Below are 17867 nucleotides of genomic sequence, written 5' to 3'. Positions count from 1 at the left end.
TGACCGCGAACCTCCGAATACGTCGACGACGGCAACGTCACTGGTGTTGGGGTGTGCCTTGATTTGCGGTAGCGCTGGAGCCACAGCACCACGCCCAATTGCTTCTGGAATAGTTAGCTGAAGCTTAGCTTTTCGACTGAAAGATGTTGACTCACAAGCTAGTTCATATCACAACTCAGATCTTATGCGTTGCCAGAACCTTGCCCTATCGTTCGAACGCCTGTACGATCACCGTTGGCCCGGGTCAACGGCCGGTTCCACTGCGCTGCGGGCCGGGTCCCCTGTCCATCGAACAGGAGGGATAGCACCGCGGGCGATTGGTCGAAGTTGGAGTTGACCCAGGGTCGGGAGACTACTCAGAACCCTGATGTCGTGGCAAAAACTGTTGAAGCGTGGATGACCGACGACATGTCGGTGCCGCGATCTAAGCTGCGGGTTATGGCGGGGTTGTTCGGCAAGTCAAGACTGCGGGAGCGTGCGTTAGAGATCCACACGGATCAGATCATGCAGCACATTGAGCTGATACGTACCTGGCAGCACAGCTACCACCACGGAACATTGAAGTCGGACACTGAGACGAGCCGAGAGCAGCAGTACAACCAGGACTTCTTCGGCACGATCCTCGGGTACAGGTCTCTGCCCACAATCCCGACTACGTTCAAGCCGAAGGACGTGACCGAGAACCGCCAGATTCCCGACGCGATCTTGAAGTACGAGGACCCGACGCACGGCATCAACAACGTCTTTGGGGTGGTCGAGCTGAAAGGCGCGGCCATTGCTCTCGACAAGCCACAACAGCGTGCAGGCAACCTGACCCCGGTGCAGCAAGCGTTCAAATACAAGATCGACTATCCGACATGTCCGTTCGTTGTGGTCAGTAACTTTTGGGAGTTTCGCCTCTATAACAACAACACTCTCGTCTACGAATGCTGGACGCTCGATGACCTTGTCGACCCGGCAGACGACTATCTGAATTTCAAAACGTGGTACGTCCTCATGCATGTCGACAACTTCACTGTCGACCGCGGGCTCTCGAGGACCCAAGCGCTTCTCCGGCTGGTCCAGACGGCGCAAGAGAAGATCGGCAACGAGTTCTACGCGAAGTACAAGGAGGCTCGGATCGACTTGCTCCGAGACATCCTGAAAAAGAACCCCTCGGTGGAATCCGACCTCGCCATCGAGAAGGCACAGACCATCGTTGACCGCGTCGTGTTCGCATGCTTCGCGGAAGACATCGGTCTGCTGCCGCCGGACACCATCGCGATGGTTATGCGCGAGGCTGACGCGTCGATGATCGACTCCAACCAGTTCAATGCCTTCAAGCGCCTCTTCGCGGCTATCGACAAGGGCAGCAAGCAGCTTGAAATCCCGAACGGTTACAACGGTGGTCTTTTCGCGCACGACGAGGTGATCGACAGCCTCGATATCTCCGATGACGTGATGCGCAACCTCGGCAAATTGGGAGAAGACTACGAGTTCGAGGACGAGCTACCTGTCAACGTGCTTGGCCACATCTTCGAGCAATCCATCACCGATTTGGAGAGCATTCGTCGCCAGGTCCACGACGACATCGACCCTGATGAGCTGAAGCCCGATGCGAACGCTCACGACGGCCAGCGTCACAAGGAGGGGATCTACTACACCCCTGACTACATCGTGCGGTACATCGTCGACAACACGGTCGGCACGTACTTGCGCGAAAAGGAAAGAGAAATCCAAGCCAAGCACAAGCTGACAGGCCGCCTAGGAGAGAAGGGCTACGAGGAACGCCAGGGCAAGGCTTACATCGAGTATCAGTTCATCTTGCAAGACATCAAGGTGCTGGATCTAGCCTGTGGCTCAGGCGCTTTCCTCGTCTACGTTTTCGATTATCTGCGGCGGGAGAATCAGCGCGTCGCTGACATCCTGGGCGACGCGGCACTGTACTCGACCGACGAGTTCGTTCGAAACATTCTGACCACCAACATCTTTGGTGTCGATCTGAACCGCGAGTCCGTCGAGATCACCAAACTCAGCCTGTGGCTGAAGACGGCCGAGAAGAACAAGCCGCTGGCATCACTCGACGGCAACATCAAATGCGGAAACTCTCTGATCGACAATGCCATGTTCACCGATAAGCCGTTCAACTGGGCGGAAGACTTCGCCGGCATCCTCGCGAAGGGCGGCTTCGATGTCGTCGTGGGGAATCCGCCGTACGTCAACGCTATTGAGATGTCGAAGAACATCGCAGCGCCCGAACGCAGGTATATGCGGTCGGGCTACACCACAGCAGTCGGTGCGGTCGACCTCTACATCTACTTCTTCGAGCGAGGTATCGAGCTCCTGAAGCAAGGTGGCAAGCTCGGGTTCATCACTCCGAACCGATGGTTGTCCGTCAGTTACGGTGCTGCGCTACGTCAGTGGCTGATCGACAATACGGAGTTCGAATCGATCTTGAACGCCTCCGACACGCATGTTTTCGAGGATGCGGACGTGTATCCGGTCATCACCATCTTGAACAAACATTCGACAAGCGTGCCGTACAAGATCACGGCGGGACGTCTCGAAGAGATGTCTGCCGTTCCGCTTGGGACGGACCACGATTCGGCAAAGTTGTCGTCCCTTCCCGAAAACATCATGGGATTTCTGCTGAACGACAAGTTGCCGATCACCGAGAAGGTGTTCAGCCAGTCCGCCCGTCTGGGGATCGTTGGGGAGATCAATGCGACGTCGACCGCCGGCGAAGCCGACGACTATGCCGCATACGTCAGCGACCTTCCTGGGCACAAGATCATCAACACTGGCACGATAGATCAGTACACAAGCCTCTGGGGTCTTCGCGGTTTCAGGAAACAGGGTCGGGTCATCGCCAAGCCCTACCTCGACCTTGATCAGGTGAGCGACAACCGCCGAAAGCTTTACGAGACATCGAAGATCATCTTCGCCAAGGTCGCGCTGCGCGCCGAGGCCGTCTACGACAGCCTCGGCGAGTACGCGTCCATCGACACCAACTGCATCCACACCTTCAAAGAAGACTTTCTTCCCGAATACGTTCTCGCATGGGTGAACTCAAGGCTCTACAACTACGTCTTTACTTGCCTGTTCGATGGTGCGCGGATGGCCGGCGGTTACCTTGGCTTCTCCGCTCCGAATCTCCGATGCACGCCTATCATGAAGATTTCCATCGCTGATCAGGAACAGTTCGTGAAGCCTGCTGCCCAGTTGTCGACGCTGTACCGCGAAAAGATGGAAGCCGACGAGAAGTTCAAGACGCTCGTCAAGACCACCTTCAGCCTGAGCTCATGGCCGGTGGCCAACAGCGAATGGTGGCTCCTCGACGCACCCTCATTCGTCACGAACTTCCGCAAGAAGTTCAAGACGACACAGGTTGAAGACTTGATGGGTTCGCATGCAAAGCACACCGCAATTGTGGGAGACAAGGTCGCCGAGATCGTCAAGATCAATCAGCAGATCGATCGCGGCTTTTACAAGCTATTCAACTTGACGAGGCGGGAAATCGCTCTCGTCGAGGCAATGGAGTTCAGTTACTTCTAATTGAGTTGAAGATGTGAGACTCAGCCTGGCAGTTATAGCGACATCATGCAGGAACTACTCGCCTTGTCGCAGGGCCAGATATAGATATAATGGTCATAGGTGTGAGGTGTGACGTAATACCATTCTTGCGGATTCGAAATATGGGGCTGTAGCTCATCGGTAGAGCAGGCGGCTCATAACCACTTGGCAGAAGGTTCGACCCCTTCCAGCCCCACCAAATTTTACGTATTATTTAAGCTCTATCCCGACAGAGCCTGAATTGAGAACCGACACCATGCCTGCTTCCCCCGACGAAAAGCCTGAACTCACTGATGCGCAAAAAGAGCAGGTCAGAAAGGCGTACCAAGGTCTCGTCACCGGTATGCAGGGCCTCGACCTGTCGAAAATCATGCCCTCATTGGCGAAGATCCAGCGTGACGCCATGCCTAACCTGGATGCGATAGCAAAATCTCTGGTGCAGACTCAAAACTTCGGAGTGGATTTAGCGAAATCACTCCAGGTGAATTTACCGAAATTCAAGCTTGATCTTCCGCCGCTTAAACTCGATTATGCACGGCTACTTGGTCCAGCCCTCAATTTTGAATCCCTCGCGCTTAAGAATCTGATCGATACGTCGAGCCTAGAGGCCTTTAACAAGATCTATGCCGATCAACGGGCTCAGTTCGAAAGCATTTTCGAGAATGTCAGCAGAATCATCGACCGCATGCTCCCGCCGAATTGGCGTGGCGTTCGTGGTATGAGTCAGCTCGAAACTCTCCTGCTTGACGAGGGGCTTGCGCTGGCTTGGGTTCCCCCGGCCGACATTCTCAACGCTCTGTTGGCAGCCTCATCAAAGCAGGAACGTCGTCGCATTCTCGGCAGACGCTGGAAGCGGGTCGTTGCTGCCTGTCGCGAGTCGATCGAATCGGCGTCGGAGGCTGAGTTCGCTCAGTACCGCGGATTCGCGCTCAATGTCATCAAGATGCTGGAGGAGGGCCATTCCGAAGGGGCTCAGGCGCTTGCCGCCAACCTACTCGACACCATGCTGCGCGAGACGCTCGACGGGCCTTCGCATAGGGAGGTAACGAATCAACGCAACCGGCTCTCAATCGATGACCTGCCGATGCGGGCCGCCATGGTGTTCGGTGGCATCTGGGGTTCGCACACGGAGTTCTGGCAGAGTCGCGGCGATTCCATCCCTCGCGAGTTCACCAGACATGGCAGCGCGCATGCTGTTTCGCGGCTGCAGTACTCGCGAATCAACGCCGTGATCGCGCTGATGCATGTCACCGCATACATCATGCTGCTTGAGAGCGGTGATTTGTCCTAGCTTGATTTCCGCGCGTTATCCATGGAAACCGGCGGTAGCGCAGCGGTGATCTCAAGATCTACCCGACCGAGATCGAATCGCAATGCCACGTTTGCGCAGAGCTCGGAGGATAGTTGTGGGGGAGATGTCGTCGAAGTGGTGGGCGATCCAAGCCAGTGAGTGACCGGCTTGATAGAGGTCGGCGGCTTCCCTGGCCTGTTTGTCGGTGAGGCCCTGACGCCGGAGCTGGACGTCGTTCGCTTTGAGGAGCGCAGAGATGGTTCGCTTGGCGAGGTGATGCTCGGTCATGAGCTGGTTTGTGGAGACGCCTGATTGATATTTCGCGATGATCTGGTCAACTTCCTCTCTACCGACCTGTCGCTTCAAGGCACGGGTTCGGCCGGTCTTAACGGTCGGCTGCGGTCGAGGAGCTGCGTCCTGAACCCGTTTGACCAGGTCACGGTAGTGGTCTCTTAAGAATGATTTATTCGAATAACCTCGCGCCAGCTCCACCAAGTAGGGAACGGGCCAGGGCGAAAGTCCTGGCCCGTTTCGCTGAATCACTGCGCTTGCGCGGTGAGGGTTACATCGAAGCGGTTTGGCACCGCGCTTGCTCCGTCTGCAACGAGTCAAGATCGGATCCAGCGCTGCCGATCAAATTGGCGTACATGTAGTCGTTCGGATCTACGGTCGGAATTTCCTCTTGGTTGTTGGGATCGGCGAGCTTGCGCAGCTTGGCCTCCTCGACTTGTCTCTGAAACTCGAGGGCGGCGTCGGCGCGCTCTTTCTCTAGTTGAGCTTTTTCATGTGCCACTCATTCGATGAAATCGTCGATTTCCTGGTCGGCCAACGAGGCGAGCGTGGCGAACGGGTTCGGGAATTTGACGGGGACCACCACGTCCACCGAACCGGTGTTCCCGGCGCTGTCAAAGACCACCATGTGCATCGTGTACTCCGTGATCCCGGACAGGACAGTGGTTATCGACGGTGTCCAGCGGAGTTCGCCAGTGGTGCCGTTGATGTACAAGTTTTCGTCTATCGGCCGGCCCTGCAGTGCGTACAGGTAGGGGAAGACTCCGCCTGTGAGCCGTAGTGGACTTCAATCGGGGGAACTGCTGCCTGGATCGTGAACGAGATCGTCGTGGTGACGGCGGCGCCGCAGCCGTCGTAGATCGAGACGTCGAAGGTGTCGATCCGCTTCGGGTCGTTCGCAGGGTGCCCCAGGCGGCGGGCCGGGTGTCGGCCTTCGGCGTGCAGGTGTAGGTGCCGTCCTAGTAGACGGTCAGCGTCCCCTTGGTGCTCGTGCCGCCGCCGAAGTACCTCAGCGGGTCGCCGTCGCCGTCAGTGGCCTTCAGCGTCCCGGTGATCGTCCCGTCCGACCTCGGTGTGGATTTCGTCGGCGCCGTCAGTGCCGACGGCAGCGACGGCACCGACGGGTAAGCCGGTCTGGACCAAGTTCTTTGGTGCCGGGATGAATTCGCGACGGCCCATCCGTTCTGGCTGTCGGAATGCTGTCAGAGACAACGGAAGGCACATCATGAGAATCGTCGTAATCGGTGGCACCGGCCTGATTGGGTCAAAGTTGGTGCATACCTTGACCGAACACGGTCATGACGCCGTCGCCGCGGCGCCCTCGACCGGTGTGAACACGCTCACGGGCGAGGGTCTGCCCGAGGTTCTCGCGGGCGCCTCGGTCGTCGTCGACGTGTCGAACTCGCCGACGCTGGACGACGCGGCGATGGAGTTCTTCCGCACGGCAACCACGAAATTGCTGACGGCCGAGAAAGACGCCGGGGTCGGGCACCATGTCGCTCTCTCAGTGGTGGGTACCGATCAGTTAGCCGTACAGAGCGGCTACTTCCACGGGAAGCTTCTGCAGGAGAAGCTCATCGGCGACGGTCCCGTCCCCTACACCATCGTCCACGCGACGCAGTTCTTCGAGTTCATCAAGACCCTCGCCGACTCCGCGACGGTCGGCGACACGGTGCGCATGCCACCGGCCTATTTTCAGCCGATGGCCGCTGCCGACGTCGCGGAAGGGCTCGCCATCGCCGCGGTCAATGCCCCAGTTAACGGCATCACCGAAATCGGTGGGCCAGAGGCGTTTCTGCTTCCCGATCTCATCCGGACCGCGCTGACCGCTCGCGGAGATGCTCGCGAGGTCGTCGCTGATCCCAAAGCGCAGTACTGGGGTATCGACATCGAAGAGCGCACCCTTGTCCCCGGTGACGGCGCGACTCTGTTCGAGACGCGGTTCGAGGACTGGATTCTCGAAGTGGCCGCCAAAGCGTAGTCGGAACTGCTTGGACGCCACGCTAATTCATTGACGGATGAACCTCGGGTCCGCAGCTGCGGTCCCGGGGCCCTGTGCCACGACGGGCGCCGTCTGGGCCCCTCACCGGTCCGGTGATGGGTGTTCGCGACTGGCCAACCGGTAAGGTTCACTGCAAACGGACGCAGTGGAGCTTATGTCGAGCCAGGGTCGGGGGCAACGTCTTCGCGGTCGCGACACCGAATGCGAGACGCTTCGGGGTCTGCTATCGACCGTTCAATCCGGCAGTAGCCAGGTGCTGGTACTTCGCGGTGAGCCGGGCGTCGGCAAGTCCGCACTGCTCGGGTATGTGTCAGAGCTGGCGTCGGGGTTCCGCTGTGTCCAGGTGGCGGGCGTGCAGTCCGACATGGAACTCGCATTCGCCGGCGTGCAGCAGCTTTGCGCACCGCTGCTGATTCACCTCGATGAGCTACCGGAACCGCAACGGGAGGCTCTGAACGTAGCGTTCGGCCGCGGAGTCGGCGCGACCCCGGATCGTTTCCTGGTCGGATTGGCAGTGCTGAGCTTGATCGCCGCCGCTGCGAACGATCAGCCGTTGCTCTGCATCATCGATGACGCGCAGTGGCTCGATCAGGTGTCGGTACAGACCCTTGCGTTCGTTGCGCGGCGACTGTTGGCCGAGCCGGTCGCGTTGGTCTTCGCGGCGCGCGATGGCGGCGCGGAGGCGTTGGGTGGTCTGCCGGAACTCGTGATCAGAGGCCTGTCTGAAATCGACGCTCGGCAGCTGCTGGAATCGGTTTTGTTGGGGCGGATCGACGAGCGGGTGCGCGACCGCATTGTCGCCGAGACGCGGGGGATTCCACTGGCCCTGCTTGAGGTGCCGCGAAACGTCTCCGCGGCGGAGCTGGCCGGCGGATTTTGGAACACCGGCGGTGCGCGCAAATCAGCGGGACAGATCGAGGAAAGCTTTGTAAGTCGTATCGAGGCCGTCCCAGCCGACACTCGACGGTTGTTGCTTCTCGCGGCTGCCGAGCCGGTTGGCGACGCTGCCTTGTTTCTACGCGCGGCGGCGAAACTTGGTATCCCCGTCGATGCATTGGCGCCGGCCGAGGCTGCGGGGTTGATCGAGTTCGGTCCGCGCATGCGATTCCATCATCCGTTGGTGCGTTCGGCGGCTTACCGTGCGGCCGATCTGATCGAGCGCAGGGCAATACATCGGGTTTTGGCCGATGCAACCGATCGGCAACACGACCCCGACCGTCGGGCATGGCACGCCGCCAACGCCGCGGCGGGACCCGATGATGCAGTGGCCGCGGAGCTGGAAAGCTCGGCCGGTCGGGCGCAAAGCAGGGGCGGCATAGCCGCGGCGGCGGCATTCTTGGAGCGCGCGACCGTACTGTCGTCGGACCCGGCCCTTCGGGGGGCCAGGGCGCTCGCGGCCGCACAGGCCAAACGAGATGCTGCAGCGCCGAGGGCGGCCTACGAGCTCCTTGCGATCGCTGAACTCGCGCCGCTGTCCGACCTGCAACAGGCTCAGGACGCTCGATTGCGCGCCCAGATGGAGTTCGCCCGCCGCCGCGGAGGGGATACCGGTGCGCCCCAACTCAGCGAAACCGCGTCGCAATTGCTCAACGCCGCCAAGCGATTTGACACCCTCGACGATGACTTGGCCCAGGAGACCTACCTCGAGGGTCTTGCCGCTGCCATGTACGCCGGTCGACTCGGTGAACCTGGCGCAATGGCGAAGGTTGCCGAGGCTGCAGGCGCCGCGGTCGGCCGAGTGTCGAAGCTGAATCGGCCGATCGACGTCCTCTTGAGCGGTATGGCAAAGCGGATCACCGGCGGTGGGGGTGCCGGTTCCGACCTGCTGCGCACCGCGTTGGAGATGATGTGCAGTCAAGCGCAGCAAAACGATGGTCAAGCGCTGCGCTGGATGTCGCTCGGCCTGTCGATCGTGCAGGAATCCGCGGTCGGCGAAGTGTGGGACGACGCGATCTACAGTCAACTCGCCGCCGCCGCGGTTCGCCAAGCCCGGGACGCCGGTGCACTGGCCGTACTTCCCCCAGCGCTGGCCTACCGGGCGGGAGTCCACGTGCTGGCGGGCGAGTTCGCCACGGCAGCAACACTTATCGAAGAGGCAGCGTCCATCACCGCGGCGACGGATTACGCGCCGCTGAGGTATCACTCCCTGACCCTGGCTGCCTGGCGGGGGATCCCGGCCGACGCAGTCGGTCCGATCGAGGCGGCCGCCGCAGACGCGACTGTTAGGGGTGAAGGCCGCGTACTCGGTCTGACGGGGTACCTCTCCGCCGTCCTGTACAACGGGCTCGGCCGATACGAGGAGGCATTCGCGGCTGCGCGGGATGGCTGTGAATACGACGATCTCGGCTTCCACGGCTGGTGTCTCTTCGAACTGATTGAAGCCGCGACACGTACCGGTGACAAGGAAACCGCGGCGCAGGCGGTGCGGCGGCTCGAAGAACGCGCGGGCGCTAGCGGGACCGACTGGGGATTGGGTGCCCTGGCCAATGCGCGAGCCTTGCTCGCCGACGACGAGCGGTCCGACAGCCTTTACACCGAAGCCATCGAACGCTTGGAGCGCACCCGCGTCGTCGTGCACCTCGCCCGCACCCGCTTGCAGTACGGCGAATGGTTGCGTCGTATGAACCGGCGCGTCGATGCCCGCAGGCACCTCAACGACGCCCACGAGATGTTCACCCGAATGGGCGCGCAAGCCTTCGCAGAGCGGGCTCGCCGAGAGTTGGTGGCCACCGGCGAAAAGGTGCGCAAGCGGCCGGTCAGCTCGGGAGGCGAATTGACGGCCCAAGAGGAGCAGATCGCGAGGCTGGCCGCTGACGGTCTGACCAACCAGGAGATCGGTGCGCAGCTGTTCATCAGCACGCACACCGTCGAATGGCACCTACGGAAGGTCTTCGTCAAGCTCGGCATCAAATCGCGCAGGCGGCTTCGCACCGTGTCCTGGGCAAGCTGACCCGGCCGTCACTCACGACCGTCAGTACTTTGTCGTCCACTACGGACTACTGACTACGGACTTCCAAGGGTTCGCTTCACCTTCAGCAACCGCGAGTCTGATCTCAACAACGACTTGGAGGTTTCCCGTGACTGTTACTGCTGTTCGCAACGCGTCCGAGCCGGACAACGACCTCGCCGCGCGTTTCGCCCGTGAAGTGGAGCCCCTCTTCCATGTCCTGATGCGTGGGTCGCGGCGGCTTACCCGCAGTCAAGCGGACGCCGAAGATCTGCTGCAGGACACACTTCTGCACGCATATGCGGGCTTCGGCACCTTCCGGGAAGGCTCCAACCTCAAGGCGTGGCTGTTCCGGATTCTCTACAACCGGTGGGTCAGCACGTATCGGACCAAGCAGCGGCGTCCAGCCGAGGTCGCGGTCGACGAAATCACCGAACGGGATCTGGCCAGCAGCGCCGCACGGCCGCCTGTAGGAATGCGTTCCGCCGAAGCGCAGGTCCTTGATGCGTTGCCCGACAACGAGATCAAGGCTGCGATGAGCGCTTTGCCTGAGGGTTTCCGCGAAGTGGTGTACTACGCGGATGTCCAGGGATACACGTACGCGGAAACCGCTGCGATTCTCGGCATCCCTCACGGCACTGTCATGTCGCGGGTGTCCCGCGGTAGGCAACGGCTGCGCATCGCGTTGGCGCATGTCGCGTAACCCACGTTCCGCGCACAGGCAGGCGACCGAGAAATTCCCGTTACGGTGCTCCAGCCCCGTTAAGTACGCTGCCAGGCATGAGTGACGACGCCCCCGGCATCACCGGAATCCACCACTTCTCCGTGACGGTGCGCGACATCGAGGCCAGTGCGGCCTGGTACCAGCGGGTGTTCCGCGCCGATCGAGTGCCAATGGAATTCCCGCATTACGAGCGGGAGGAGACCGGTTACGGTGTGCTGCTTGTCGAGCCGCGTTCGGGTCTGGCCATCGGGCTTCACGCGAATACCGGCAATGCCGGCGAGCAATTCGACGAGGCCCGTACGGGATTGGACCACGTGGGCTTCAACGTGGCCACACGCGAAGAGCTGGAGGCGTGGACGGCCTGGCTCGACGAAGCCGGCGTCGAGCACTCTGGAATCAGAACCGGCGATGTACCGTTCGGATTCGCCACAGTGGTGTTTCGAGACCCTGACAACATCCAACTCGAACTCTTCACGGTGCTCTGAGAACTAGACCGACGTCGCCAGCGCCTTGTCGTCCTCGTCGGCGAACGCGTCCTCCAGTTGAAGCGGCGAGCAGTCGACGTCGATCTCCCCGACGGGCCGGCCGCGCGCGTTACTGATCGTCCCGAGCCGGCGCATCCCCTTTTCGGCGGCGTACTGCTGGAACTCGTCCTTCGAGAAACCGAAGGGGACGTCGTCGCCGTAGATGGCGAAGACCTCATCGGTGTTGCGCAGTGCCAGCGGGATCAACTCGTTCATCCGCGCTTCGAACACCGTCCAGTTGGCATCGTCGGCTGCGACGTGGCGCCGACATGTGAACGTGCCCCACGCCATATGGCGTCGCTCGTCGTCGCTGATCCGCTGGACGAGTTCCTGCATGCCGGGCAGGATGCCGCGCTCGGCGCAGATCTTGTGCCAGGCGAAGTATCCGGTCAGCGCCATCATGCCTTCGATCACGTGGTTATACGTTGCGGATGCCCGGACCTGGGCGGCCGGCGAGGGATCCGACGACAGCGCCCCGAGTGATTCGGGGAGCTCCTCGTAGAACATCTGCCGGTATGCCGGAAGCTCGTCGATGTAGCTGTGCAGGTCGTCGGTGAGCCCGACTGCGTCGAGCCACAGCCGAAACACTTGCGTGTGCTTGGCCTCCTCAAATGCGAACTGCGTCAGATACATTTCGTCGCCCAGGCGCCCTTCTGCGCGCATCGCGGTCATGAAGGGCTGGATGTCCTGGGTCACCGCTTCTTCGCCGGCAATGAACTGTGCGCACAGCCGGGTGGCGGAGTCCCGTTCGCGATCGGTCAGCGCCTCCCAGTCCGCCCGATCACGCGAAAAATCGATGTCGGCCGGATCCCAGAACTTCGCGTTGCCCCCGGCGAACAGCCGCAACGGAAGGCTGTTCCAATTGAGCCCGCCTGCACCCAGCGAGCCGAGTCGTGTTCGTGTCATTGGACTGACCTCCTCACTGCTTTGACGGTAGGCCGATTCGGGGGAAGGGCAACGGTTTCTTGGGATCGGTAGCCACCCCCGCCGCATGTACTTGGCGCCATGACGACGCCAACGAGGCGCGCCTGACGAAAGGAATACAGCAGTGAACATCGTGCCGACTCGCATCCAGGAACAGATCAACCGCGTCGACCGCACACGGAGCCTGTGGTTCGGGATTTCCGCCGGTATTACCGCGCTCTGGTGCATCTATCGACTCTTCTGGCTGCTCTACACGGCCACGGCGCTCTCCAGCGTCGGCTGGTCGCCGGTGTCGCTGGTTTTCCCGTTTGTGTTGTGGGGCGCGATCGGTGTCGTCGCGGTGATCGCGGCGATCGCGTTCCTGACCCGATACGCCAAGCAACCCTGAGTTTCGGCGGCCGGTGGTTCCGCGCTGAACACGTCGAACCACCGGCGCGCGGCGCTTTTCTGAGTCGTCAACACATGCTGACGGCTCGGAAAAGAGACTCCTCTCGCTTTACAAGATTTCGTTGATGTCGTTCTTCAGCGCTTCGGCGTCGGTGCCGAACACCGCTTGGACACTGTTGCCGACCTCGACCACACCCGCGGCTCCCAGACTCTTCAGACGAGCCTGATCGACCTTGCCCTTATCGGCGACCTCCACCCGCAGACGCGTGATGCAGGCGTCGACGTTCACCAGGTTCTCCCGGCCGCCGAACGCCCCGATGACTTGCTCGGCCTTGCTGTCGGTCGCAACGGGGGCGGGTGCAGTGAGTGTGGCGACGGAGCCACCCGCCGCGACGGACGTGACGGCGTCGGCACCCTCGCCGAGGTTTGCTTCCTCCTCTGCCTCGAATTCGTTCTCCGGTTCCCGTCCCGGAGTTCGCAGGTTCCACCTCGTAATCGCGAACCGGAACAGCAGGTAATAGACGACGAAGAACACCGCACCCATCGCGAGGAGCAACGGGATGTTCTTCGCGGCCGGCGCCGTACCGTAAAGGAGCAGGTCAGCCAGCCCTGCAGAGAACGAGAAGCCTAGGTGGATATCGAGCAGGTAGGCGATGGCCAGTGACAGCCCAGTGAGCACCGCATGGATGAGATACAGCGGGAACGCCACGAACATGAACGCGAACTCGAGGGGCTCAGTCACGCCGGTCAGAAACGCGGTCAGTGCTGCCGCGGACAGAATGCCGACGGCGACCTTGCGTTGCTTCTTGTTCGCCACGTGGATCATCGCCAAAGCGGCGGCGGGCAGCCCGAACATCAGAATCGGGTAGAACCCGGACGTGAGATGGCCCCCCGTCGGATCTCCAGCAGCGAAGCGGGTGAGTTCACCGGTGACGACTTTGCCGTCGGGCGTCTGGTAGTCGCCGTAGAGGAACCAGACGTACGAGTTCGGAATGTGGTGCAGGCCCAGTGGAATCAGCATGCGGTTGGCGAATCCATACACGAATGCGCCCAGGGCGCCCGAGCCGCCGATGAACTTGCCGAGGCCAGTGAGCCCCGCATTGAAGATCGGATAGAAGTAGCTCATCGCGAACGCGAGGAACAGGCACGCCAACGACACCACGATCGGCACGAAGCGCCTGCCCCCGAAGAATCCGATGTAGGACGGCAATTGGATGGTGTGGTAGCGATCGAAGAGCCACGCAGTGACCAGACCGACCACGATTCCCGCGAATACGCTGTAGTTGATCTGCGCCTGGTCGCCGGACTTGTCGACCTCGCCGGCGAGAACGATCGGCGACATGGTCTTGAACACGGCTTGCACCACCAGGTAGCCGACGACGGCGGCCAGGGCGGTGGAACCGTCCGCCTTCCTCGCGAATCCGATGGCGACACCGACGGCAAAGAGCAGCGGGAGGTTGGTGAACAGCGCGTCGCCCGCAGCGCTCATCGCCTTGAAGAACGGCCCGATGACCGGAGCATGGATTCTGCCGAGCAGATCGTCCTGGCCCAGTCGCAGCAGGATCCCGGCCGCGGGCAGCACCGCAATCGGCAACATGAGGCTCTTGCCGAGCCGCTGCAGCTGAGCAAATCCCGGAATCCTCATGCCCGACTTCGTCTGCGCCCCTTCAGGTTTCGTCGTATTGCTCATCTATCCTGACCTCCTGTCGCGCAAACGTCACCGCTGCCGAAGCTCAGCGGAAGCCTAGACGAGAACCGCCGAACTTGAGGCCGTCTTTCCGGCACGCTCGTATTGTTGGTGCGTGAGCACGACGCAGGTCCTCGCCCCGGTCGCAGGGCGTGCAGTTCCGCTTCACGACGTCCCTGACCCCGTCTTCTCGCAGGGCATGGTGGGCTACGGCGCCGCCGTCGACCCTCCGCGCGGGGTTATCGACGCGGTCGCTCCTGTCAGCGGCAAGATCTTGAAGTTGCTTCCCCACGCCTACATCGTCATGACCGCCGACAACGTGGGCGTCCTGGTGCACCTGGGTATAGACACCGTCGCGCTGAAGGGCGAAGGCTTCACGGCCCACGTCAGCCAGGGTGACGACGTCACCGCGGGACAGGTCGTCATCACGTACGACGTCCCGTCGGTCGAGGCCAAGGGGCTTAATCCGATTGTCCCCGTTGTCGTCATGGACGAACGCGAGCCAAACAACGTCATCCCGTCCGAGGCCGTCTTCGAAGGCGCTGATATTACTTCGGGGACAAGCCTTTTCACGGCGAACAAGTAAATGGAAGTCGTCATCCTGGCCGACGCCAAGGAGATTGCCGGGGTCGCGGCGGATGCGGTCGGCGCGCTGCTCGGTCGCAAACCGGATGCCGCCCTTGGCCTTGCCACCGGATCGTCGCCGCTGGCCATCTACGACGAACTAGTCACACGCCACGATGCCGGGCTTGTCTCTTTCCGGCAGGCACGGGGTTTCACCCTCGACGAGTATGTGGGCCTGCCCGCCGACCATCCCGAGCGATACCGAAATGTCATCGACAGGGTCTTCGTATCCCGGGTCGACTTCGCTGCAGGGTCGGTGCAAGGCCCCGACGGCCTGGCCGATGACATACCTGCGGCATGCGCGGCATACGAGACCGCGATCCGCGAGGCGGGCGGCGTGGATCTGCAGATCCTCGGCATAGGCACGGACGGGCACATCGCGTTCAACGAACCGGGATCGTCGCTTGCGTCCCGAACGCGCATCAAGACGCTGACCAGACAAACGCGGATGGACAACGCCCGCTTCTTCGGCGGTGACATTGACTCGGTCCCGACGCACTGCGTGACCCAGGGGCTGGGCACCATCATGACGGCCCGGCATCTCATCCTGGTCGCGATCGGCATCCGCAAGGCCGAAGCGGTACACCATCTGGTCGAAGGGCCGGTCAGCGCGATGTGGCCGGCGACCATCCTGCAGCATCATCCGCACGTGACCGCGCTATTGGATGATGCTGCCGCGCACCGGCTTCAGCTTGCCGGCTACTACCGCGAGACATACGGCGCCAAACCGGACTGGCAGGGCATCTGAGTGCTGTTGACCGCTGACACACTGCTCACCGGCCGAGGATTGTTGCGGCCCGGCTGGATTGAGATTTCGCAGGGCATCGTGAATGCCGTTGGGTCAGGCCCTGCGCCGCGGCCCCCGGATCGGGACCTCGGCTCGGTGACGGTGGTACCGGGTTTCGTCGACACACATGTGCACGGGGGAGGAGGGGCGAACTTCACAGCTGCGTCGCACGCCGACACGTCCGCCGCCGTGGCATTGCACCGCCGGCACGGCACCACCACACTGGTTGCCTCTCTCGTGACCGCCGGTCCAGCCGAATTACGGTGCCAGGTCGAGGAATTGGTCGACTACGTCGGCGCCGGCTTGATCGCCGGGATCCACCTGGAGGGCCCCTGGATCTCGACCAAGCGGTGCGGGGCCCACGATCCGTCGCTGATGCGTGACCCGGACAGCGCCGAGATCGACCGCGTGCTCGATGCTGGTGCAGGAGCCATCCGCATGGTGACGCTCGCGCCGGAACGCGACGGTGCGTTGGCGGCGATCGGCAAGGTCGTCGGTGCCGGCGCAGTGGCTGCCGTTGGTCACACCGAGGCGACCTATGAGCAGACGCGATCGGCGATCGCGGCGGGCGCGACGGTAGGCACGCACCTGTTCAATGCGATGCGACCCATCGATCGTCGCGAGCCGGGTCCCGTGATCGCATTGCTCGAAGACCCCAGGGTGACAGTGGAAATGATTGCCGATGGAGTGCATGTCGATCCCGCCCTGTATCGCCACGTTTGCCGGAGCGTGGGACCCGATCAGGTGTCGGTGGTGACCGACGCGATCGCCGCGGCCGGGATGAGCGATGGCAGTTATCAGCTCGGGACCGTGGCGGTGGAAGTCACCGACGGGGTGGCCCGCGTGGCCGGAACGCAAACCATCGCAGGCAGCACCGCGACGATGGACCGTCAGTTCAGATTCGCCGTCAAGCACAGCGGGCTTCCCCATGACGAGGCGCTGATGGCTGCCGTGCGCCAAACTTCGATCAATCCCGCTGGGGCGCTGGGTCTGTCGTGCACCGGTCTCGCTAGCGGGTCTGCCGCTGACTTGGTGGTGTTGGACTCCGAGCTTGCCGTGATCGGCGTGCTGCGCCAAGGATCGTGGGTGATCGAACCTGAGGGCTAGGTCGGCAATGCGTCTCGTTGCACCTTGCCGGCAGGATTACGCGGGATTTCTGTGACGATCTCGATGTCACGTGGTTGCTCATAGCGTGACACCTTGTCTTTCAGGTAATTTCGCAGTTCGTCCGCGCCCAGGCTGGCTTGCGGCCGGGGAACGACGTATGCCGCGAGTCGTTCGCCGTAGTCCTCGTCGGGGACGCCGATCACCGCGTTGTCGGCGACATCGGGATGTTCGGCGAGGGCGTTCTCGACGGCGCGTGGATAGACGTTCTCTCCGCCGGAGACGATCATGTCGTCTTCACGGCCGACGATGTACAGCCGTCCTGCCTCGTCGAAGTAGCCCATGTCGCCGGCGCTCATCATGCCGGCGACCACGTCCTTGGTTTCCCCGCCGGTGTAGCCGTCGAACGTCAGTTCCCCGCCGACGTAGACCCGCCCCGTGACGTGTGGCCCAACAGTTTTGCTGCGTTCGTCGAGAATCCGCACCGGGCACCCGGCGACCGGCCTGCCGACCGTCTCGGGCGCTTCGCGCAGGTCTGCCGGTGTCGCCAGCGCACCGACGCCGACTTCTGAAGAGCCGTAACAGTTGTAGATCACGTCGCCGTATGCGTCCATGAATCGTCGCGCAAGGCTGGGATCGAGGCGCGCTCCGCTCGATATCACCACGCGTAGCGACGCGGGGAACGCCTTTCGGTTGGCCCGTGGTGCCGGAGGTGAGAAGGACGATTCGACCACCCGCAGCAACCTTGGGTCGCCGTTTCGCCGCGCACGCATCGGCCGCGCCGGGATGGGCGACGGTGACGGACTCGTCGGCCGTCCTCACGCGATCAGCGAATTCGTCGTCGCAGATCACGGTTTCGATCCGGTGCGTGCTGACGCTGGCGGCAAGCGCATCGGCGTGAAAGTCGGTGTTGAGCAAGACGATATCGGCGCCGAGCAACGCCGCCCCGAATACGGCCTCGACGAAACCTCGCCCGTTGCGGCACAAGATCCCGACCGCCTGTGAGGAGCGAAGGCCGCGGCC

At 61.9% G+C, this 17867-nt stretch carries 16 protein-coding genes, 1 tRNA gene and 1 pseudogene; 12 read left to right on the top strand and 6 right to left on the bottom strand.

All coding sequences use genetic code 11. From position 1 onward, the window contains the following. Positions 1-372: 372 nt before the first annotated feature. From VJV41_RS14115 to VJV41_RS14105, 3 genes are all read left to right on the top strand, one after another. Entirely contained in the window at positions 373-3534 is a 3162-nt protein-coding gene (locus tag VJV41_RS14115; protein WP_325334684.1) for an Eco57I restriction-modification methylase domain-containing protein, read from the top strand. A 142-nt stretch (positions 3535-3676) separates the two neighbouring features. Next, positions 3677-3751, top strand: a tRNA-Ile gene (locus tag VJV41_RS14110). Positions 3752-3793: 42 nt separating this feature from the next. Continuing rightward, positions 3794-4843, top strand: coding sequence for a hypothetical protein (locus VJV41_RS14105; RefSeq protein WP_325334683.1), 1050 nt, complete (start codon positions 3794-3796; stop codon positions 4841-4843). 51 nt (positions 4844-4894) lie between these two features. Here the strand turns inward: VJV41_RS14105 and VJV41_RS14100 are convergent, their stop codons facing one another. The 3 genes from VJV41_RS14100 to VJV41_RS14090 all read right to left on the bottom strand — a co-directional run bounded on the left by VJV41_RS14100 (position 4895) and on the right by VJV41_RS14090 (position 5849). Next, positions 4895-5131 carry a hypothetical protein gene (locus VJV41_RS14100; protein WP_325334682.1) on the bottom strand — a complete coding sequence of 79 codons (237 nt, stop codon included), beginning with the start codon at positions 5129-5131 and terminating at the stop codon, positions 4895-4897. Positions 5132-5405: 274 nt separating this feature from the next. After that, complete coding sequence (locus VJV41_RS14095) at positions 5406-5636, bottom strand: hypothetical protein (protein WP_325334681.1); 231 nt, start codon at positions 5634-5636, stop codon at positions 5406-5408. Continuing rightward, a complete protein-coding gene (locus tag VJV41_RS14090; RefSeq protein WP_325334680.1) occupies positions 5637-5849 on the bottom strand; it encodes a hypothetical protein in 213 nt (70 codons plus the stop codon). Between the two features lie 269 nt (positions 5850-6118). Here VJV41_RS14090 and VJV41_RS14085 point away from each other — a divergent pair, with 269 nt between their 5' ends. From VJV41_RS14085 to VJV41_RS14065, 5 genes are all read left to right on the top strand, one after another. Continuing rightward, positions 6119-6262 (top strand): hypothetical protein, encoded by a 144-nt coding sequence (locus tag VJV41_RS14085; RefSeq protein ID WP_325334679.1) that lies wholly within the window; start codon positions 6119-6121, stop codon positions 6260-6262. 97 nt (positions 6263-6359) lie between these two features. After that, a complete protein-coding gene (locus VJV41_RS14080; RefSeq protein ID WP_325334678.1) occupies positions 6360-7115 on the top strand; it encodes an SDR family oxidoreductase in 756 nt (251 codons plus the stop codon). Positions 7116-7290: 175 nt separating this feature from the next. Continuing rightward, entirely contained in the window at positions 7291-10086 is a 2796-nt protein-coding gene (locus tag VJV41_RS14075) for a helix-turn-helix transcriptional regulator (protein WP_325334677.1), read from the top strand. Positions 10087-10213: 127 nt separating this feature from the next. Beyond that, positions 10214-10786, top strand: coding sequence for a sigma-70 family RNA polymerase sigma factor (locus VJV41_RS14070; RefSeq protein ID WP_325334676.1), 573 nt, complete (start codon positions 10214-10216; stop codon positions 10784-10786). Positions 10787-10863: 77 nt separating this feature from the next. Next, positions 10864-11292 (top strand): VOC family protein, encoded by a 429-nt coding sequence (locus VJV41_RS14065; protein WP_325334675.1) that lies wholly within the window; start codon positions 10864-10866, stop codon positions 11290-11292. 3 nt (positions 11293-11295) lie between these two features. Here VJV41_RS14065 and VJV41_RS14060 read toward each other — a convergent pair whose 3' ends face one another. Further along, entirely contained in the window at positions 11296-12324 is a 1029-nt protein-coding gene (locus VJV41_RS14060; RefSeq protein ID WP_325334674.1) for a R2-like ligand-binding oxidase, read from the bottom strand. 55 nt (positions 12325-12379) lie between these two features. Here VJV41_RS14060 and VJV41_RS14055 point away from each other — a divergent pair, with 55 nt between their 5' ends. After that, a complete protein-coding gene (locus tag VJV41_RS14055) occupies positions 12380-12643 on the top strand; it encodes a hypothetical protein (RefSeq protein ID WP_325334673.1) in 264 nt (87 codons plus the stop codon). A gap of 108 nt (positions 12644-12751) precedes the next feature. Here the strand turns inward: VJV41_RS14055 and VJV41_RS14050 are convergent, their stop codons facing one another. Next, positions 12752-14332, bottom strand: coding sequence for a PTS transporter subunit EIIC (locus tag VJV41_RS14050; RefSeq protein WP_325334672.1), 1581 nt, complete (start codon positions 14330-14332; stop codon positions 12752-12754). A 112-nt stretch (positions 14333-14444) separates the two neighbouring features. On the opposite strand from VJV41_RS14050, the gene VJV41_RS14045 reads away from it, so the two are divergent. From VJV41_RS14045 to nagA, 3 genes are read left to right on the top strand one after another with little or no spacing between them, the layout of a single operon-like run. Next, entirely contained in the window at positions 14445-14915 is a 471-nt protein-coding gene (locus VJV41_RS14045; protein WP_325334671.1) for a PTS glucose transporter subunit IIA, read from the top strand. Beyond that, complete coding sequence (gene nagB, locus VJV41_RS14040) at positions 14916-15701, top strand: glucosamine-6-phosphate deaminase (protein WP_325334670.1); 786 nt, start codon at positions 14916-14918, stop codon at positions 15699-15701. Beyond that, positions 15702-16847, top strand: coding sequence for an N-acetylglucosamine-6-phosphate deacetylase (nagA, locus tag VJV41_RS14035; protein ID WP_325334668.1), 1146 nt, complete (start codon positions 15702-15704; stop codon positions 16845-16847). It begins immediately after the preceding gene. Here the strand turns inward: nagA and VJV41_RS14030 are convergent. Beyond that, positions 16844-17861, bottom strand: a pseudogene (locus VJV41_RS14030) (AMP-binding protein); the annotation flags it as partial. The gene nagA and the pseudogene VJV41_RS14030 overlap by 4 nt on opposite strands. Positions 17862-17867 lie beyond the last annotated feature (6 nt).

The organism is Mycobacterium sp., assembly GCF_035274705.1.
In the GTDB taxonomy this organism is placed as follows: domain Bacteria; phylum Actinomycetota; class Actinomycetes; order Mycobacteriales; family Mycobacteriaceae; genus Mycobacterium.
Note: the sequence above shows the minus strand (reverse complement) of the source record. Positions and strands in the feature narration are given on the sequence as shown.